Here is a 19,708-nt window from a genome sequence, read left to right on the forward strand (position 1 = left end):
GGTGCTGTAACCCCTCGAATTTGTAAAAACTCAACTATTCGTTACAGCCCCTTATTTTGTTTGAATTTTTTGTTGAATATTAGTTAATTCCATTAACGTATCATCGCTATGATTAATAACAATTCGATATATTTCTGCATCAAGCTGCGATATAATTTCATCATATTGAGTAAATAAATCCATCGGTGTTCCCTGCTTCATTACTTCATCTAACATGATAAACTGAAAGTTAGAATCTCCTGGACTATCATCGGATAATAAATTCATCGTTTCTTTTGAACTTGCCACGCTTTGTAGAACAGGAACACCCTGGGATAGTGTAATAATTTCATTTTGGCATTCTTCACTATATGTTAATTCTTTTAAAAATTCCCATGCAATGTCTTTATTTGAACTAAAACGAGAAATTCCCATGGAAAGTGTATTGATTTGAGATGTATTGTCTCCGTGTATACCAGAAGGAAGCATAAGAGCATCCCATTCAAAGTTGGAATATTTTTTTACTCGCCATGGATAAGGTTTATAAGCTCTATATTCACTGAATTCCATCGGACAGAAGGCCACTTTTCCTTCATCAAAATCTTGTGAATTGACTTCAATATTTTGATTCAAGGCAATGAGTTTTTTCATAAAATCAATGCTTTCAACCATTTCTGTAGAATTCAAATGAAGATTTCCGTTTTCATCCATGATATCACAGTTATTGGAATGCGCTGCCAATAACCAGTCATAGCCATAGACACCAAATTGATCTAAATACCCGTCTCCATCTGTATCTTTCGTAACTTGCTGGCAAATCGAATAAAAATCCGACCATGTCCATGTATTATCAGGAAGAGCAATGTTTTCGTTTTCTAACAATGTTTTATTGACATACATTAAAGTGGGTACACTTTCAAATGGCAGTGCATATTGACACTCTTTGTATTGTCCAGCTTTTAAACTGGATTGATAAAATGCATTTTCATCGATTTCATCCATATAAGATTCTAGATTCAATAATAAACCAGTTTGCGCAAACATACCAAAACTCTCCGATGGAACCATAAACACATCGGGTATGTCTTGTTGCAGAGACTTTTCTAAAATCCATTCCACATAGTCTTCTTTGGTGATCCCAGAAATTAGTTTTACCTTAACATTTGGGTGTTTTTTTTCAAAACGAGCAATGGCATTTTCATAAATTTGGTAACAATCCCCATTGGGAACGTCCCAATTACTGCCTGCAAACATGCCAAAGGTTATAGTAATGTTTTTTTTGGATTGGTAATTCGTAAATAATAGAACACTAAATCCTATCGCAAAAACCAGAACAATTTTAGTTATTTGTTTCATCATGACCTCGTTGGAAATTTTTGTCCATTTTCTTTCCACTTTGCAGATACCAAATTGCCAATTGTGTTCGATCTCGTAATTGAAGTTTATCCAGAATTACGCTCAAATAATTTCGAATGGTTCCTTCTGAAAAATGCAAATGAACCGCGATTTCTTTATTTGATAGACCATCGGCTACTTTTTCAATAACTTTCCATTCCGTTTTTGATAAATCGGATACATTTCCTTGTGGATGTAAAGCAGGCTCTTGTTTATTTTCGTGATTAGCCATTTCTGAAAAAAGTTTAATAGCTTTTGCAGCTACTCTTGGATGAATAATACTTCCTCCTTCATAAACAGTCTGAATGGCTTTACTTAATTCATCTAAAGACGATCCTTTTAATAAATATCCACTGGCTCCAAATTTCAAAGCGTTATAGATATATTCATCGTCGTCAAAAGTCGTTAATACGATGATATTAATTTGAGGATATTTTTCTTTGATACATTTTGTACAATTAACGCCATCCATTTCTGGCATTCGAATATCCATTAAAATTATGTCAGGAATTTCTTTTTCAATGCTGGTTAATACATCTTTTCCATTACTGACTAAATCAATGATTTTAAAATTGGGATTGCTGCTTAAAATAATTTTTAGGCTTTCACGAAGTAGTTGCTGATCATCAGCGATAATAATTTTGATCATGTGATGTCTCCTGTTCTTAATGGAATTTCGGCAATAATAATAAATCCATCATATCCATATACTTGTAAACGACCTTGTAGAATTTCAATTCTCTCTTTCATGTGATGTAATCCAAATCCTTCTTCTATTTGTTGACATCCTATTCCATCATCTTCAATGATGATGACCAATTTAGATTTGTTGTCTTCATAAGCAAAGGATACAAAAATATTTTTAGCTTTTCCGTGTCGAATCGCATTGGTCAAGCCTTCTTGTACAATTCGATAAATAACTTCATCCATGTCTTGTTGAAAGCTTAAAGCATCAATGTGATAAACGAATTTAATGTTTACATTCGATACTGTTTCAAAATCAAGAATCAATCTTTCCAATGCTTCTTTTAATGTGAATCTCTCCAAGGCATCGGGTCTTAATTTTTCAACTGAACGACGAACATCTGTTAAACCTTGACGAGCTGTTTGCGATAATATGGATAGTTGTTTTTTTGTAGCTTCTTTATCTATGTCCATAATCACAATGGCCGCATCAATTCCTACAGATAGTCCTGTTAATGTATGTCCCAATGTATCATGGATTTCACGGGCCAATCGATTTCGCTCTTTTGTTTCTCCCATTTTTTCTTGTAAAACAGCATATTCTTCTAATTGCTGATTTAAGTGCTGGAGCTCTTCATTTAAGGCTTTGATTCGTTTGTTTTCATCTAATTCAAAGACCATAATCGAAAAAATTTCAAGAATGAAGAGAATCATATTCAGTGTATTTAAAACACTGTCAATAAAATTCAAAAACAGTCTTCCTTTGCTGGAATACCAGGAAATGTATTCGCTTAAGGGAATGGAATGAAAAATGGGTAATATATTGGAATTAGAAACCACATACAATAGAATTCCCAATCCTAAAAACATATATAAGTCTTTATTGTCTCTGTGCCGATATAAAATAAAGACGATAAAGAGTAACACAATCGAATTACTAGATAATTGTAAAAAATAAACAATCAAGGCACAACATATAAATGATAAACCAGTGAGTATTCGACTTTGAATAATCGTAATTGTTTTTCTTTTTTCAATCCACATAAGTAAAACAAATAGAAAAAAGAATATATTCACTAATACTATTGTTTGTGTATAAGAAAAAAAGGGAATGGTGCCTATGGTTTGAATGAATTCACTAGCTTGCTGGGTAGCGATTATTTTATTGGTTGTAACATAAATAATCATTCCAATAAATTCTATGTGAATGAAATTAATACAGACTAAAATCAAAAATAAAGCCCGAGTAAAGTGTCCATAATTTATTTTTTTTGTATTCATTATTGCCACCCCGTCAATGAAAAGTCATCAATGTTTTCAGATGTAATCAATGACACTGAAATTTTTGTTTCTTTTGATTCTAATGGTTTCTTTTCGAGTAACTGGTACGCAATTTCAATGGCTTTTTGTCCCATTTGAATGGGAAATTGAGCCGAAGTCGCTCTCATTTTTCCATCCTTAATTAATACCTTTGTTTCAGGCGTTCCATCTACTCCATAAACCAGTATATCCGTTTTTCCATAATCTTCTAAAGCAGCCAATGCACCCAAAGCACTTGGATCATTTAATGCCATAATTACATCAAAAGAAATTCCTTCATTTAATATAGAAAAAATACATGGCATCGCATTTTCCAGTTGTCCTTCACATTCTTTTCTGGCAACTATATTATATTCGGGATATGGTTCAACGGTATCTACAAAACCTTGAATACGAGACGAACCCGAAGCAGTTTGTGAATGCTCTAATAGAACAATATTTGCACTTTCTTTTTGTGTCATCATATCTTGTGCAGCTAAAACACCTGCTAAATAATTATCGGATGTAACAGTATAACTGACATAGTCATTGGAATCTAAATTTGTATCTACCGCAATGACAATAATGCCTTTTTGTCGACATTCTTCTAGTACGTCATGGAGTTTGGTACTATCTATGGGATTGACAAATAATACATCGACATCCATTTGAATTAAACGTTGAATATGTTCAATTTGTTTGTCAACACTTAAAGCGGGATCCATTGTATAGAGTACATCCCCTCTTTGGATGATTTCATTTTCAATTTCTTCGTTAATAACTTCAAAGAAAGGGTTATTCATTGTCATATATGTGGCCCCAAATTTAATGGGTTCTTTTGTTTGATTTTGTAGATAAAAGAAAGATGATTTTTGTAGAAAAGAATATCCTGTTAATACAAGTAACAGCGATAAAACAATAATCATACATTCAATAATTCTAAATTTATCTTTCATATTTTTTATTTTATCAATGTCTTTTTATCAATGCAACTAAACGTATGTACTCATTATTTATAATAAAAGTGTGATTTATATCACATTTTTATTATAAATAATATGAAGGAGTGGTTCTATGGAACAATTTATTTTAAATGATTTACTGAATCTAACTATCGTCAGCCATTAATTTTAAAAGGTGTTCAATAAGCGGGTAAAACCTGGATTTTGAATAAATTCGGAAAGCGTTATTATGAAAATATAGCTTATTTCAACTTTGATGAAAATGAAGAATATAAGCAGTTTTTTGAAACTACAAAAGATGTAAATCGTATTTTACAAAATCTCATGATGGCTAGTGACAGAAAATTGTTCCAAATTCTTATCATTTTTGATGAGGTACAAGATTGTCCAGATGTTATTAATTCCATGAAATATTTTTGTAAAAATGCACCACAATATCATATTGCCTGTGCCGGTTCTTTACTTGGAATTGCTTTGGCAAAGCCTTCTTCTTTTCCAGTGGGAAAAGTTAATTTCATGCAAATGGATCCTATGACTTTTCCTGAATTTTTATTAGCGAATGGTGATAGAAATTTAGCTGAATATTTAGAATCTATGAAATCTTTGAAACAGGTTAAGAAAAAATTAATTCGTAAACAAATTATTATTGGTTTATCCTCTATTGTTTTATTCATTGTTCTTGGTTTAGGCATTATAACAAGTTTAAAAAAAGATATTGAAATTGTGAATCCAGATAATAGTATTTCCGTTTCTATGATTAATAATTCATTAACAACTCGACTTCAAGGAAGTCGTATTTGTGAAGCAACCATTAAAAGAGTTTCAATTTCCTCAAAAAATTATTTATTCTTTTTTGTTAAGAATTCAAAATGGGATGCATTAACTACCAATGATGAAATCTATTCTGAATTAATTCTTTGTCCAGAAAATAGAAATGCTGATAAAATTGATTCAGTTTATTATTTTATAGGAGATTATGAAGGACTTGAATCATTAAATGAAAAAGATCTTCAAAACATAATAAATGATTCTACACTTCTTTGGAAAAAATAAGGACCTGGAATTTTCCAGATCCTTTATTTCTTATTTACGATGTTTCTTTTTATAGACTAGAATAGCTGCTATACCTGTTAAACTAGAAACCATAGCTGTTGTCCATACTTTTAAATGCGATGTCACACCTGTGTTTGTATCTTTTTTATTGGATTGACTTTCTTTATCATCTGAAGGTTTTAAATCTTCTTTTTGTTTCTTGGCCAAAGCATTTTTAGCTTCTTGTAGCTCTTGGATACATGCATCAACTTCTTCTTGTGTACCAGATTCCAGATAACTTTGTGCTTTTTGAAGTACTTTTTCTAATTCTTTCCAAGACTTAGATGTATAGTCATCTTTATTTAAAGTAGAGATATCCATTGCCTGTTTTAAAGCTTGTACATTTACTAAAGCTTTTTTAGCTTCTTCAATGGATTTAATATGTTGTGCTATTTCTTCTTGTGTAGTTGTTTCATCTGCTAAAGCTTGTTTGGCATTATAGATAGCATCTTTATATGCCTGTACACTCTTTGTTGTATAGTTTTCTTCCACAATTGTTTCTTCTACAAGACTTGTTAAAGTATTCCAACTGGCATCTTTGACAATAAAATTCTTAAAGGAAACATTTCCATCCCATAGTCCTAATCCTACATATGGATTTTCATTGAAGAAGTCCATCGTCGAATCAAATGTATATTCAATGACTTTCTGATCATCAATGATCACAATAATTTGATTGTTTGTCTTTTGAATCTGTACATGATGATATTCATTGTCATTGATGGCTTGATCTAATGTTCCTGTGGCATAATTTCCACCACCAAAGGCAAACAGACGAACTTCTGTTCCGTTTGTGAACTGAACGGAATAAGCACCTCCATTATCATGTGGATTGCTTCCATTTGGTGCAGCTACAAAGGCATTGACAAGTCCTTTGTCGTATTTAATATCAAAATCCATTGTATATTCACTGGAAGCCAATGGAGACTGTGATAAATAATAGTCATTGCTTCCTGTGTTAGATACTTTTAATTCATCTTCTTCAATTGTCCAGTTACCGGATACACCTTCTAAATCTTTTACATTTGTCTTGAAGTTATTGTTGGCAACTGTCACTTTAATTTCTTTAGAAATATCATCGGCTTTAACTGTAACAGTGGCTTCTCCTTTTAATATAGCTTTTAATGTAATGACTCCATTTTCAATGGATGCTTTTACAATCTTGGAATCAGAAGATTCTACACTGATTTCACTTTCAACTTCCGTTGGTACCAGCCATGCATTAATGGTTGTTGTATCTCCTGTATAAAGATGTACATTTGTACTGTTTAATCCAATATCCACTGGTTTTGTTGGTGTAGTTTTATCTTTCCAGATGGTCTTCATTGGATACACAGTAATATCTGCTTTACTATCCTGTCCCAATGAATAGACTTCTAATCCATTACTTGTCGCTGACGGGAAGATTTGAGCAGCTCCTGTTACACTGTAATTGGATGTAAAGGCTTCGACACTGGCTCGGTCTACATAAATATGTAAGTCAATGCTTCCATCGCTGTTTCTTGTCACATTGGATTGATTCATCACATTCAGACTGGAGCGAATGATTGTTCCTGACTGGCTTCGATCAATGGTCATTGTCTGATTATTCAAATTGTATTTGATAACTGTCTTTTCACCGTTTCCAACACGTACATTAAATCCAACTTCCGTTGTTGCTTCTCCTGGTACAAAGTGGGCTACGATTTCATACGAAGATTCATTGAAGTCTTTGAATAAATCATTGGAGGCACTGATTGTTTCATTATTTAATGTGATGGCTTTTTCTGTATCTCTTAGTTTTTCATATTCATTGATAGGTGTTTGCGTCAATATATAGTTTCCATTTGAATCCAAACTCAATCCCAACTGTAGATTTAAATTAAATGTTCCATTGAAATCCTGTCCCACTGTATCCGCTACTGCATTGCAGAATCCATCGGCCCATGTATTCATCCAGTTGACTTCAATAATATCAGGAATCGTTGGATTGATTGAAGTTCCAAAGTCCTGTACATAATATGTCATGGCAGCATAGGAATCATTTCCAAAGTTCATGATACCATCACTTGTTTTATAGGCTTCATCTGGTACAAATGTCCAGTTTCCATCGACTTCTTTAAAATCACCAATCTTATAGTAGCGTCCACCTCTGGACAATACCCATTTTGTCGTTCCTTCGTATTGGATTGGATATAAATCAGGACATTCTGTATGTAAATCGGCATACGTGGATTCACATTCCCAGTCCACTAAGTTTTTAGAAGAATAAATACGAAGTGGTCCACCGGCTACAACCATAAACCATTTTCCTTCATATTTGAAGACTTTTGGATCTCTGAAGTCTGGTACATTCAATGGATCGTTGACCCAGTCGGCAACAACCAGATCTGTTTTTGTCCACGTGTTTCCATCTTTTGAAGTTGCCACCTTGATTCGCTGTCCATTTCCATCCGCTGTGATAAAGGCAACCAGTCCACCCTGATTTCCTTCTCCAAATAATCCAGATGTGTTATTTTCATCCACAACGATACATCCAGAGAACATGGCGCCATTGGCATCTGGATACAGTGCAATTGGCTGATCTGTCCAATGAATCAAGTCTGTACTTGTGGCATGGGCCCAGTGCATTGGTCCCCACTTTGTATCATCATAGAACTGATAAAACATATGGTAGACACCGTTATAGTAAACCAGACCATTTGGATCGTTTGCCCATCCTTCTTTGACGGAATAATGATACTGGTCTCTATATGTTTCATTGTAGTAGATTTCATCGTCTTTATATCGATGCACATTTACTCGATAGGCAACCGGTGCAATCATTCCATCTTTTTTGGCAGTTGAAATAACTGTTAAATAATTAATACCATCCTGGATTGGAATACTATCTTCTGTTGTATATTGATTTCCATTTTCATCTTTAATGATAACAGAACTATTTCCTGTACAATTCAATTTTACAGATTCTACTTCATGTTCTACATATTGAATAAGCATTGGCTCTGTTGAACGGAACTGTGAAGAATCGGTAATAGCACGGGATCCTTTATCTGTTTCTACTGTGATATCCGATAATAATGGATTAAAGCTATCATCAAATTCTTTATAGTATGTATTCTGGAAAGTCACTTTTGAATTGAAGTTCAACAATCCAAAATAACCAGAAGTCAATACCGTTGTCTGTCCTAGATCATCTCTTTGAAGTGTATAATCTCCCAGACTGGCTACCAGCTGGTCATTGACATAATATAGAATCCATTCATTATAAGCGACTACTTTTAGTGTATAAGTATCTGTTTTTCCCACTGTTTTTTCTGTAATTAATTGATTGGCATTATTGGCCTGCCAGCGCCAGAACTTGACATTTCCATTTTCGGCATTGACATTGACCGCATATGATTCTTTATTTCCTAAATCATTATTGCTTCTAAATACTAAAGCTGCACAACCTATATTCGAATCAAATTTGATATCTGTCTGATATACAAAGTTAGAACCTGTAACTTGTGATACCAGGAAGGCATCGCCTTTGTCTGTGGCATCGCTATATAAACCATTTTCATTAATTTTCCATGTTCCATTGTTGTAGGCCAGATTACTTAAATTTGTTTTGAATCTTTCATCTAATTCCAGTTCTGTCAAATCACTGGAAAAATCACTTCGATCGGTAAACTGCACATTGGAGAATGTTGCCTGAGAATTAAAGGACAACAAACCAACATAACCACCTTCCCAGTTGGAAATCGTTCCAGTAATTGTAGAAACATTAGAGGAATCGACATTACTAAACGAATATGTGAATTCACCGTTTTTCTTCATTTCGACTTTTAAATGAAGAGGCTGTGTAATATCAATATTCATATTATTTTTGGTTTCATTTGTCATGCCTGTATCACTGAATCCGGTACCAAATACACGGAATAAATCATTATTTCCCATTCTTTGGGAATCTAAGTTAGCACAATACCATTTCAGACCTGGGTTTGCCTTATTTTGTACTCCAAAGACCAGTCCAGCGGATTGAATGACATTGGTTCCTGTAAACTGTAAGTCCGCTTCCCAGATAAAGTCATTGGCCTTTGTTTCTGTATCTAATATCGCAAAGTGATCACCACCTGAATTTGCCAAAGTGATATTGTTTTCATCAATTGTCATTGGACTCGATCCAATATTGATAAAATTCGTTTCATATGGAGAAGATTCCACTGGTGTTGTCACTGTGATATTGGAAAAAGAAGCACTACTATCAAATGCCAAAGCCCCTAAATATCCACCTGTATAATTTGTGAGTGCGGTAGATACTGTATGCGTATTTGTTTCATTATTACCCACAGAGAAAGTAACAATTCCTTCTTCTGTAACATCTAATTTCATATGGATTGGCTGTGTTTTATCAATATCATTAATTGGTGTATAATTCGCGTTAGCACCTACACTAGCTCCATTGACACTGAATACACGAATCTGTCCCTTTCCATCGTTATCATTAAAATTAAAGTTAGCCCCTAACCAGCTGCTTGCAGGATTATTTGGATCTTGAATTCCAAAAGTTAAAGCGGCACTGTTTCCAGTGATTAAATTGACATCAGCTTCATAAGTAAAAGCATTAACAGATGAAATACCACTTAAAATCGTATGTGCATCTCCTGGTAGTCCATATATAGTTGTTCCTTCTACATTGGCATAACCTTGTTTCAATGAATCTCCCTGGATTGTGATATTTGAGAACACAGCAGTGGATGAATAAGTCATAAAGCCAAAATCTCCACCATTATAATTGTCATTTAAATCACCTTCACAAACTAATATGTTATTAATGAAATACTGTAGATGTTTATTTTGTACAACTACTTTCATATTAAATGTTGATGTTAAATCAATGGCATTGTCTCTAAAGAAAGTATTCGCACTTCCTTTTTCACCTGGACAACCCAAATCATTGTTGAGTCCATATCCCCAGACACGTGCTGGAACATTCCAGTCAATTTTTCCATGGACATTGGCTTTTAATGAATCATTTGTATCACCACTTCGAATTCCAAATACCAAAGCTGCAGATTGTTGTTCGTCTGGATTGGTAAAAGTAACATCGGCACTGAAGGTAAAATTGGTTTGTGCCTGTACTGTAGATAGTCTTAGAAAATTGTTGTCTCCTGTATTATTCACAACAACTTGACCAATTCTAGATTCTAGACTTGAAACATTTTGTGTTTGTGTACTCTTTGCCTTATTTTCCTGGGCATTAAGTACAATTGGGGTATATACAATCATTCCATTTAACAACATGGAAGCCGATATAGCCCCTTGTAAAGCTTTTTTAAACATCTCTTCTCTCCTTTAATTGTAAATTTTATCAATGTTATTGTAAATTTTTGTAGATTTCATTTAAAGTAAAGATTGTCACAAACAAATATGACATTTGTCACATAAAAAAAAGGACTGCTTGTTGCAGTCCAAATATTTTTATTCAAAACCTAATTTCTTTCGTAATTCATGATAAATATCATAGGCTTTATGATCCATTTTAATCACATAATCATCACTTTCAGGGTGAATTGGCCACCATACTTGTCCTAAGAACGGATTGTATTTTGCCTGTGCTCCATATGTCCATGCGTCTTTGTAACATTCCAATGCCCAGTGTCCACCTTGTACAACGGCATTTATAGACATATCAAATTCATAGCCTTCATGTGATTTCCAGCGAATTGGTGTATAAATATCTTTAATTTCTGTGGCCAGACATTCTCCACCATGGAATTGTGCAATTTTTTGTAAATCTTCAATTGTCAGTTCTTCTAAAGATTTAGATTCATCGTATCCATGATCCAAATATGTTTCTTCTTCACTTGGATGGAAGAATTCATAATGATCCCAATCTGGAATTGCTTCCAATTGTTCTTTTGAACCAAAGAAAGCTTTAATCCAATCTTCTTCATTATTTTCAATCATCCAGTATGTTCCCATTCGCTTACGGCCAATCATTTTATTGTTTTCTTTCATTTGCTGAGCTGTTGGAAACATTGCAGCAATCATTGGATTTCTTGCCATTCTTGCCATTTCATCTTTGACAGATGCCCAATATTGTTCAGCTGGAATACATCTAAAATGAAGAATATCATCTAAGTCTTTGGAATCTGTATAGTATTGTCCATGGAAGTTGTATTTTGCGACACGATTGGATTCATGAATGTCTTTTAATCCAATGCCAAAGGCACCTAAATTAATATCCATTAATTCCCAAGTCGTTAATCGATACCCTTCTCCACTACTCAAGTTATAGGCTTTACGCCAGAAAGATTCAGGTACCCAGTCTTCACATAAGTTAGCCATACAAATACCTGATTCAATGGAAGTTGACCATTCCAATACGTTATTTGGTGGCTGATGTGTAATAATTGGTAGACTACCAGCTGCTTCATTGGATGGGTGTTGACCTGTTTGGCGAATGCTGACCCAGTGTTTTAATCCACTATCGTATAAAGCCGCTTCACTGAATACTTTACTCAATGCATAGTAATCAAAAATAGATGGACAAATTGGATCGCCAACACGTCCAAATTGAATTGGTACAGCTCGATATCCTGTCATAGCTACGGTTCCAACATACGCAAAATGAACTTTATCTGGATCTGGTTGTGCTTTAATGGCTTTAATGATATTTAAAGTCGATCCAATGTTTGTATACAGTGTTTCTTCTGGATAATCATCGGCCATTGGTGAAACCATTGCCCCAATATGCAATACATAATCCGCTCCTGTTACACATCTTAAAATCGTATCGTAATCCGTCATATCGCCCCAAATGATTTCTAAACTAGGTTGACGATATTTTTTCATCAATTCACGGTTTTTCTTTGAGTCACGTACCAGAGCACGTACATTAAAACGAGATGAACGAGCCAATAATTGTTTCAGCGTTTCTTGTCCCATGGTTCCACTCGCACCTGTTAAGAAAACCACTTTATTTGGTTTTAGAGCGTCTCTATGAACGTCTTCTTTATCAAATGTCATTGCCACATCAAAGGCTTCTCTAACGGCATTTAAAGCACGTCTGGCACCATAAGCATCTCCAACGCAGAAATACGCAACTTCATTATCATAACAGCTTTGTTCCAATGCACTTGTATTTCTTGATTTAGATCCAATAGCAACAATAGCCATATCACAATCAAACGCCATGTCCTGATCATCTTTTGTTCCAATGACTTTTCCATTTTCAATGGCTTTGACTTTAATATCTGTCACAGGTGTAATACCAGCACCATAAATACTTTCCATGACACATGTTTTACGAACGCTTCCCAAATCCGATGCAATGGCTGGTAACATTTCCAAAATTGTAACTTTACATCCTCTAGCGGCTGCAAATTCAGCCACTTCACAGCCAACCAATCCACCACCAATGACAACGACTTTGCCTTTCACTTCTTGTTTTCCTGCTAAGATTTCATGGGAATTATAGACAAAGTCTAAATCATGTCCTGGAATATTTAATTCAATTGGTGTGGCTCCTATCGCATTAATAAAAGAATGAGGCTTGATTTGAGCAATAGTTTCCGGTGTGACGGTTGTATTCAAACGAATATCAATATTCATTTTTTGGGCTAAGTTTGCCATTCGAATCACAGCATCGCTCATTTCTTTTTTACGAGGTGCTTTTCCAGCTAAAATAAATTGACCACCTAATGCATCGCTACTTTCCATTAAGATTGGATGATGTCCTCTTCGTTTAAGCGTTAAAGCCGCTTCTAAACCAGCAATTCCTCCACCAGCAATCAATACTGTTTCTGGTTTTGTAGTTTGAACTATTTCACATTCTTTTTCACGACCTAACGCAGGATTCATTAAACAAGTTACTTGTGGAATATCCATATTTTCAAAGCCATCATAGCATCCTTGATCACATCCAATACAATATGTGATTTCATCTAAACGATTGTCTTTGACTTTATTTAAGAATTCTGGATCTGCATATTGGGCACGACACATAACCACCATATCCACTTTATCGTCTTCCAATGCTTTTTCAGCAATTTCTGGTGTATTAATGCGTCCAACACCAATGGTAATCATTCCAGTTCCTTTTCGAATCTTAGAAGCATTATCAATATTAAATCCTTGTGGTGTATCAATAGATGGTACTTCATATTTAATGGCTGCTGAAGAGAAATTTCCTCGTGAAACATTTAATACATCTACACCAGCTTCTTTGGCCCAGTTACAGAATGTAATGGTATCTTCAATTGTCATTCCATTTTCTAAATAATCATCCATCGCATCAATTCGCATAAACAATGGCATGTCTTCTGGAATATTTTCACGAATTTTTTTAATACATTCCAATGGGAATTTTGCTCTATTTTCTAAACTTCCACCGTATTCGTCTTGTCTATGATTAAAGAAAGCACTTAAAAAAGAATGTGGCAAATAATTATGAGCACAATGGAATTCAACGCAGTCATATCCGGCTTGCACAGCTCGGTTTGCTGCTTTTCCAAAACATTCTTCTATTTCTTTAATTTGATCAATCGTAATACCTGGTAAAGTCATTTGAGCTGAAACTGGCATATCACTGGATACTAAGATTTGTGCTGTTCGATCACTTCCAACGGCCAATCCACCTTGCCACAATTGAATACATGCTTTTCCGCCAGCTTCATGAATGGCGTCTACTAATTTTTTATGGCCTGGAATATACATATCTTCACTTAATGATAAAAATCTACGTGGAGCCGATGGTGTATGAACGGAACTGACTTCTACACAGTTTAAGCCGCTTCCTCCTTTTACACGAGCTACATGATAATGAATTAATGTGTCTGTCACAAAACTTCCTTTTCCTGAAAATTTTGTTCCCGCTGCGGAATATACAACACGATTTTTTAGTGTTAATCCGCGAATAGTAATGGGTTCAAACATTTTTTCGAACATAAGGGTACCTCCTAATCTTATTTAAATTATAAAATATACACTTTATGAAGTGTCAATTCCCTTATTTTTTGTCTTTTTTAGTATAAAAAGTGGAAATGTTTGAAATCGCTTTCATTTTTTGACTTTAAAACCATTCAGTATAGTGTATACTATAAATATGAAAATACTGGAAGTCAGTCAAAAATGTGGTTTATCCAAAAGAACAATTCATTTTTATATTCAAGAAGGTTTATTAAAGCCAAAAATCAATTCCCAGAATGGATACTATGATTTTAGTGAAGAAGACATTCTTCAATTGCGTTTTATTTCTATGTTAAGAGATGGTGATATACCTATTTCTATGATTCGTCACATTTTAAATGAACCATCTACAGCTTCTTTTTATTTTTCCAATTATTTATTTTCTTTACAACAAAAACAAGAACATCTATTGAAAACAATACAAAGTATACAATATATATTGGATCATTTACCTCTTCATATTCAATTTCCTGCTTTATATGAAGTAGTAAAAGATGCACATATTCCTTCTTTTGAAACACAAACAGAACTCAAAAAAGATTCATTTTTAGTGGTTCGTTTTTTATGGTCTCGATTTATTCCCGATGGCATTCAAAATGATTTTCAGGAATTTTTATGGACAAAAATCAATCGCATAACAAATGAAGATACCACTGGTGATGTTAAAACATTGACACAATATTTGAATTCTTTAAATCCTGAACAATTGGAACTGATTTTTAAAGATAATTCCAAGCATTATGAATTTACTGTAAATTTAAATGAACAAGGTTGTATTGACTATGCCAAAGAATTGGAATTTCATATTCAAAAAAATTTAAAGAATCCAAATATGATTTCATACTGGAAACAAAACTATCATTCATTTTATTTACCAAATTTACGTTTATATGATTCTAAAGTTCTTCAAGATATCATTAAACAAATTTCTCCTTTTTTTGAAAAATATGTTGCCAATATTCATATTGTCTGTGAATTGGTGTATCAAAACAAGGAATTAATGAAAGAAATGAACCAGCAATTAATGGGATATATTGATTTGGATTCATATCATCATGCGGCAATTGAAATTTTTGGCTATCTAAAATAAAAATGTGAAGTTTCCTTCACATGAAATAGAGAATCGCAATTAAATGCGATAGACTAGCTAAAACAATAAAAATATGCCACACAAAATGAAAAAAATGTTTTTGGGGATGGGAATAAAAAAATGTTCCAATGGTATATAAAAGTCCACCCAAAGCGATCAATGTCATAAAAATCCATGATGTATGTTTAATCAAATAAGGAAGAACAAAAATTCCCAGCCATCCCATAATCATATAAATGGTCATAGATAATTTAGGATGTGACTGATTGGAAATGGATTTTAGTAAAATCCCTGCCAATGCCATGATCCATTCAATACCCAAAACCAAATATCCTATCCAGTCATGCATTACGATTAAACAAATAGGTGTATATGTACCGGCAATAGCTAATAAAATCATGATGTGATCAATTTTTCGAAATACAAATTTATGAGTGGTTTCTCTTGGCATTGTATGATAAAGGCAAGAGCCCATAAACATAAAAAACAAACAAATAAAGAAAACGGAAATACCCGCGGCTTGCAGCCATCCTCCTTGTAAATACGCTCGAATCGCATAATATGGAAGCGTAAATAACAATAAAATTCCCATTACACCATGACTAATAGAGTTGCCGACTTCCTCTGAAAAACTCAAAGGATATGTATATTTCATACTATTTTTTTCCATATCGTTATTATAGTCTTATTTTCTTTTTTTACAAATTTTAAGCACCATATAAAAACTATATAACGTACAAAACAATGTCAAAAATCCAATCATAGTTTCATGTAAATAAAAACTTCCTATGCAGGCTAATAAAGAACAAAGTGCTGAAACAATATATAAAATAATTCGTATCATAGTATTCCTTTCAATTGTTCAAATAAATGATTAAAAAGTTCATAAGTTTTGGTATAGTCTTTTGTTTTGGCATTAAATGTATGATTGGCTTTTTCGATTTCAATGAGCCTTGCGTTTTTATGTTTTTTTACAAATTGCAGACTAACTTCATTTGATATCGTTGGATCTTCTTTTCCAATGCAAACAAAAACAGGATTGTCATACAAAACGGTATGCAAAGAAGATTGTTTTAATTGTTCTACAAATTCTTCAAACAACAATTCAATTCTTCCATCACTTGGATACATCAAACAATAGCCTTCTTCATTTCGTTTAGGAACCAAAAGACTGGCTAAATCATTTCCATCTTCGTGAATAGCTCCATTTAGGGTTATGATACACCAGGAAGGTAAATCCGTACAAGATAATGCCACTCTGGCACCTAGACTATGTCCTAATAAACCAATTTTGTTTGCATCGATTATTGAATTGTTTTGAAGAAATTCAAAAGCTGTCTTGCATTCTTTTTTCATCATATCCATGCCATATTTTTTTCTTGAACAACGATTTTCTCCCATCGAACAAAAATCAATACGTGCACTGGCCCATCCTTTTTTTTCAAATTCCTGTGCAAGCTTTTGAAATAAATATCCATCGCCTTCTTTATAAGCTAAAAAACCATGTAACATTAAAATACAAGGAAAATGATTTCCTGTTTTGGGATACGTAATGACCATAGGAATATCATGATCCTCACATGAAATAAAGATTCTTTTTTCCATGTTGTCTCCTTTCGAATAGCTTGTGCTATAATTGTAACAGAGAAAGGAGAAAATTCACAATGCCCCATTCTATTTACATCTTAGCCTCGGCTTTATTAAGCAATGTTATTGCTCAAGTTGCCAAAATATTTGTTTATTATTATCGAAGTGGAACATGGGATTTTCGCTGGTGTTTAGAAAGCGGTGGATTTCCTTCTTCACACAGTTCAACTGTTACCAGTTTAACCTTGGCTGTCGGAATTACTGAAGGATTTGATTCCTCTATATTTGCGATAACTTGTGTTTTTTCTTTTATTGTGATGTATGATGCATGTCATGTTCGTTATTATTCTGGAAAAAATATTGAATTGACACAACATTTAATTCAGGATTTACGAACTATAACGGGTCTTCATTTTGATGATCCAATTTATCAGGAAAAATTAAAAACGATTCTGGGTCATAAGTTTGTAGAAGTCTTTGGTGGTTTGATCCTTGGTTTATTTATTCCTTTTATTTTCTATCCATTTCTTTAACACATGCTTGACATGTGTTTTTATTTTCTTGACAGTTGTCCATGAATTTCATATAATACTTCAAAATAGAATTGTTCATATTTGAACTATTTAGGAGGTTTTATGTCAAAACAAATTACCGATCAAGTTACTCAACTTATCATTGATCAATATTATGAAAATCGAAATGTCATTCGAGATTTTTTTGATCGGACCAGTATGAATGAATATGTGGCTTTAAAAAAGATTTCAAATGGTACCAATGAAAAAATTTATTTAAAAGACCTGGCTTCCAGTATGCAGATTTCCTATAAATATTTAGCCTCCATTATTTCAAATTTAAGAGATAAAGGCTATGTGAAGTGGTCTTTTGATGGAAATGGACAAGATGGTACCTATATTACTATTACCGAAGATGGACTTCATTTATTGTCTACACAAGAAGAATATTTAAATGATTTTTGCCAAAGAGCTATAAAAGAATTTGGAAAAGAAAAGTCTCTTCTTTTATTGTCTTTGATTCATGAATTTCAGCAAATGTTGTTAAAAGGAGGAAATGATAAATGAATTTAAATGATTTAATTGAATATACAAAGAAACAGGAACCTGTTTGTTTTAAAAACGACTATACTTCTCCTATTTTATTTCAGGAATATGGTGTATATCGTGGTTTACGAGATGAAAATGGAAAAGGAGTTTTAACGGGTTTAACTCATATTTCAGAAATTATTTCTTCTCATATAGTCAACGAAAAAAAAGAACCATGTGATGGTCAGCTATGGTATCGTGGTTATCAAGTACAGAATTTAATTCAATCTTTAAAACCTAATGAATTTGGCTATGAAAAAATTGCTTATTTATTATTGATGGGTCAATTACCGGATGAACAAGAAGAAAAAGAGTTTCGTTCTTTTATTGGACAATGTCGAACACTTCCAACGAATTTTACACGAGATGTTATTATGAAAGCACCTAGTAAAGACATTATGAATTCCATGACAAAAAGTATTTTAACATTGGCATCTTATGATGAAAATGTCAGTGATACAAGTATTCCTAATGTACTACGTCAATGTATTCAACTCATTGCAGAATTTCCTTTATTAGCAATTTATGGTTACAATGCCTATGATCACTATGAAAAATACAACAGCATGTTTATTCATCATCCGGATCCGAATTTATCTACAGCTGAAAATATATTGATGATGCTTCGTCCTGATAAAAAATATACACAAGTAGAAGCAAAAGTATTAGATACGGCTTTAATTCTTCATATGGAACACGGTGGAGGAAACAATTCAACGTTTACAACACGTGTTGTCACATCATCTGGCTCCGATACTTATGCGACAATCACTGCTGCAATGTCTTCTTTAAAGGGTCCAAAACATGGAGGTGCCAATATAAAGGTCATGGAAATGATAGAAGATATTCGTAACCATGTCAGTGATTTCCATGACGAAGATCAAATTCGAGATTATTTAGAAAAAATTGTGGATAAACAAGCATTTGATCATAAGGGATTAATATATGGAATGGGACATGCAGTGTATTCGATTTCTGATCCAAGAGAACGTGTCTTTAAGTCTTATGTTGTTCAGTTAGCTCAAGAAAAGGGACGTATGGAAGACTTGGCTTTATATGAAAATATCGAAAAAATTGCCCCTGAAGTCATTGCTGAAAAGCGAAAAATATATAAAGGCGTAAGTCCGAATGTCGATTTCTATTCTGGTTTTGTGTATGAAATGTTAGGTATTCCACAAGAATTATATACGGCCATGTTTGCGATTGCTCGTATTGTTGGATGGTCCAGCCATCGCATTGAGGAATTGATTTGCATGGAAAAAATCATTCGTCCAGCGTATATGAGTATCATGGAACGAAAAGAATAAAACTTGATAACCCTTACATTTAATGTATGCGTTTTCCTGATTTGACATTGAAATGATTCGTGTTTTAATACATGTATAAGGTTAAAACCTTATATGATTTTTAGAACAATTACTGAATATAGATGGAAAGGAGAACCTATGTTTTTTGTAACAAGTCTAATTGCCATGGTGATCATGACAAGTATTGGTTATGTAATGAGTCAATTATTTGATTCTTGTTTAAAATAGAGTAGAGGGAAGAAATTAATCTTCGCCCCTCTCATTGCACCGTACGTA

12 protein-coding genes and 1 pseudogene are annotated in these 19,708 nt (G+C 33.5%); 5 read left to right on the forward strand and 8 right to left on the reverse strand.

The window, feature by feature from the left end:
• Positions 1–51: 51 nt before the first annotated feature.
• From ACI32A_RS01225 to ACI32A_RS01240, 4 genes are read right to left on the reverse strand one after another with little or no spacing between them, the layout of a single operon-like run.
• A complete protein-coding gene (locus ACI32A_RS01225; RefSeq protein WP_439753197.1) occupies positions 52–1,335 on the reverse strand; it encodes an ABC transporter substrate-binding protein in 1,284 nt (427 codons plus the stop codon).
• A complete protein-coding gene (locus tag ACI32A_RS01230; RefSeq protein ID WP_439753198.1) occupies positions 1,319–2,023 on the reverse strand; it encodes a response regulator transcription factor in 705 nt (234 codons plus the stop codon). Before ACI32A_RS01230 ends, ACI32A_RS01225 begins: the two co-directional genes overlap by 17 nt.
• Positions 2,020–3,339: a sensor histidine kinase gene (locus ACI32A_RS01235; RefSeq protein WP_439753199.1), complete on the reverse strand. Its 1,320-nt coding sequence runs from the start codon at positions 3,337–3,339 to the stop codon at positions 2,020–2,022. The genes ACI32A_RS01230 and ACI32A_RS01235 overlap by 4 nt, the downstream gene beginning before the upstream one ends.
• Positions 3,339–4,313: a sugar ABC transporter substrate-binding protein gene (locus ACI32A_RS01240; RefSeq protein WP_439753200.1), complete on the reverse strand. Its 975-nt coding sequence runs from the start codon at positions 4,311–4,313 to the stop codon at positions 3,339–3,341. The genes ACI32A_RS01235 and ACI32A_RS01240 overlap by 1 nt, the downstream gene beginning before the upstream one ends.
• Positions 4,314–4,517: 204 nt before the next feature.
• Between ACI32A_RS01240 and ACI32A_RS01245 the strand changes: the two are divergent.
• Positions 4,518–5,372 (forward strand): annotated as a pseudogene (locus ACI32A_RS01245) (AAA family ATPase); the annotation flags it as partial.
• 30 nt (positions 5,373–5,402) lie between these two features.
• On the opposite strand, the gene ACI32A_RS01250 reads toward ACI32A_RS01245, so the two are convergent.
• Both ACI32A_RS01250 and baiCD read right to left on the reverse strand, forming a co-directional pair.
• Positions 5,403–10,718, reverse strand: a complete 5,316-nt coding sequence (locus ACI32A_RS01250) for a GH32 C-terminal domain-containing protein (protein WP_439753201.1) — start codon at positions 10,716–10,718, stop codon at positions 5,403–5,405.
• Positions 10,719–10,856: 138 nt separating this feature from the next.
• The gene (baiCD, locus tag ACI32A_RS01255; RefSeq protein WP_439753202.1) at positions 10,857–14,327 is read right to left on the reverse strand and encodes a bile acid Fe-S flavoenzyme BaiCD; all 3,471 of its coding nucleotides are present in this window, start codon (positions 14,325–14,327) and stop codon (positions 10,857–10,859) included.
• 157 nt (positions 14,328–14,484) lie between these two features.
• Between baiCD and ACI32A_RS01260 the strand changes: the two genes are divergently transcribed.
• A complete protein-coding gene (locus ACI32A_RS01260) occupies positions 14,485–15,438 on the forward strand; it encodes a MerR family transcriptional regulator (protein ID WP_439753203.1) in 954 nt (317 codons plus the stop codon).
• A 16-nt stretch (positions 15,439–15,454) separates the two neighbouring features.
• On the opposite strand, the gene trhA is transcribed toward ACI32A_RS01260, so the two are convergent.
• Together trhA and ACI32A_RS01270 are read right to left on the reverse strand one after the other, a co-directional pair.
• Entirely contained in the window at positions 15,455–16,108 is a 654-nt protein-coding gene (gene trhA, locus ACI32A_RS01265; protein ID WP_439753204.1) for a PAQR family membrane homeostasis protein TrhA, read from the reverse strand.
• 170 nt (positions 16,109–16,278) lie between these two features.
• Positions 16,279–17,043 (reverse strand): alpha/beta hydrolase family protein, encoded by a 765-nt coding sequence (locus tag ACI32A_RS01270; protein ID WP_439753205.1) that lies wholly within the window; start codon positions 17,041–17,043, stop codon positions 16,279–16,281.
• Between the two features lie 59 nt (positions 17,044–17,102).
• Between ACI32A_RS01270 and ACI32A_RS01275 the strand changes: the two genes are divergently transcribed.
• From ACI32A_RS01275 to ACI32A_RS01285, 3 genes are all read left to right on the forward strand, one after another.
• The gene (locus ACI32A_RS01275) at positions 17,103–17,558 is read left to right on the forward strand and encodes a divergent PAP2 family protein (RefSeq protein ID WP_439753206.1); all 456 of its coding nucleotides are present in this window, start codon (positions 17,103–17,105) and stop codon (positions 17,556–17,558) included.
• Between the two features lie 102 nt (positions 17,559–17,660).
• The gene (locus tag ACI32A_RS01280) at positions 17,661–18,104 is read left to right on the forward strand and encodes a hypothetical protein (RefSeq protein ID WP_439753207.1); all 444 of its coding nucleotides are present in this window, start codon (positions 17,661–17,663) and stop codon (positions 18,102–18,104) included.
• Positions 18,101–19,432, forward strand: a complete 1,332-nt coding sequence (locus tag ACI32A_RS01285; protein WP_439753208.1) for a citrate/2-methylcitrate synthase — start codon at positions 18,101–18,103, stop codon at positions 19,430–19,432. Before ACI32A_RS01280 ends, ACI32A_RS01285 begins: the two co-directional genes overlap by 4 nt.
• Positions 19,433–19,708 lie beyond the last annotated feature (276 nt).

This window comes from Floccifex sp. (genome assembly GCF_051873555.1).
Classification (GTDB): domain Bacteria; phylum Bacillota_I; class Bacilli_A; order Erysipelotrichales; family Erysipelotrichaceae; genus Floccifex.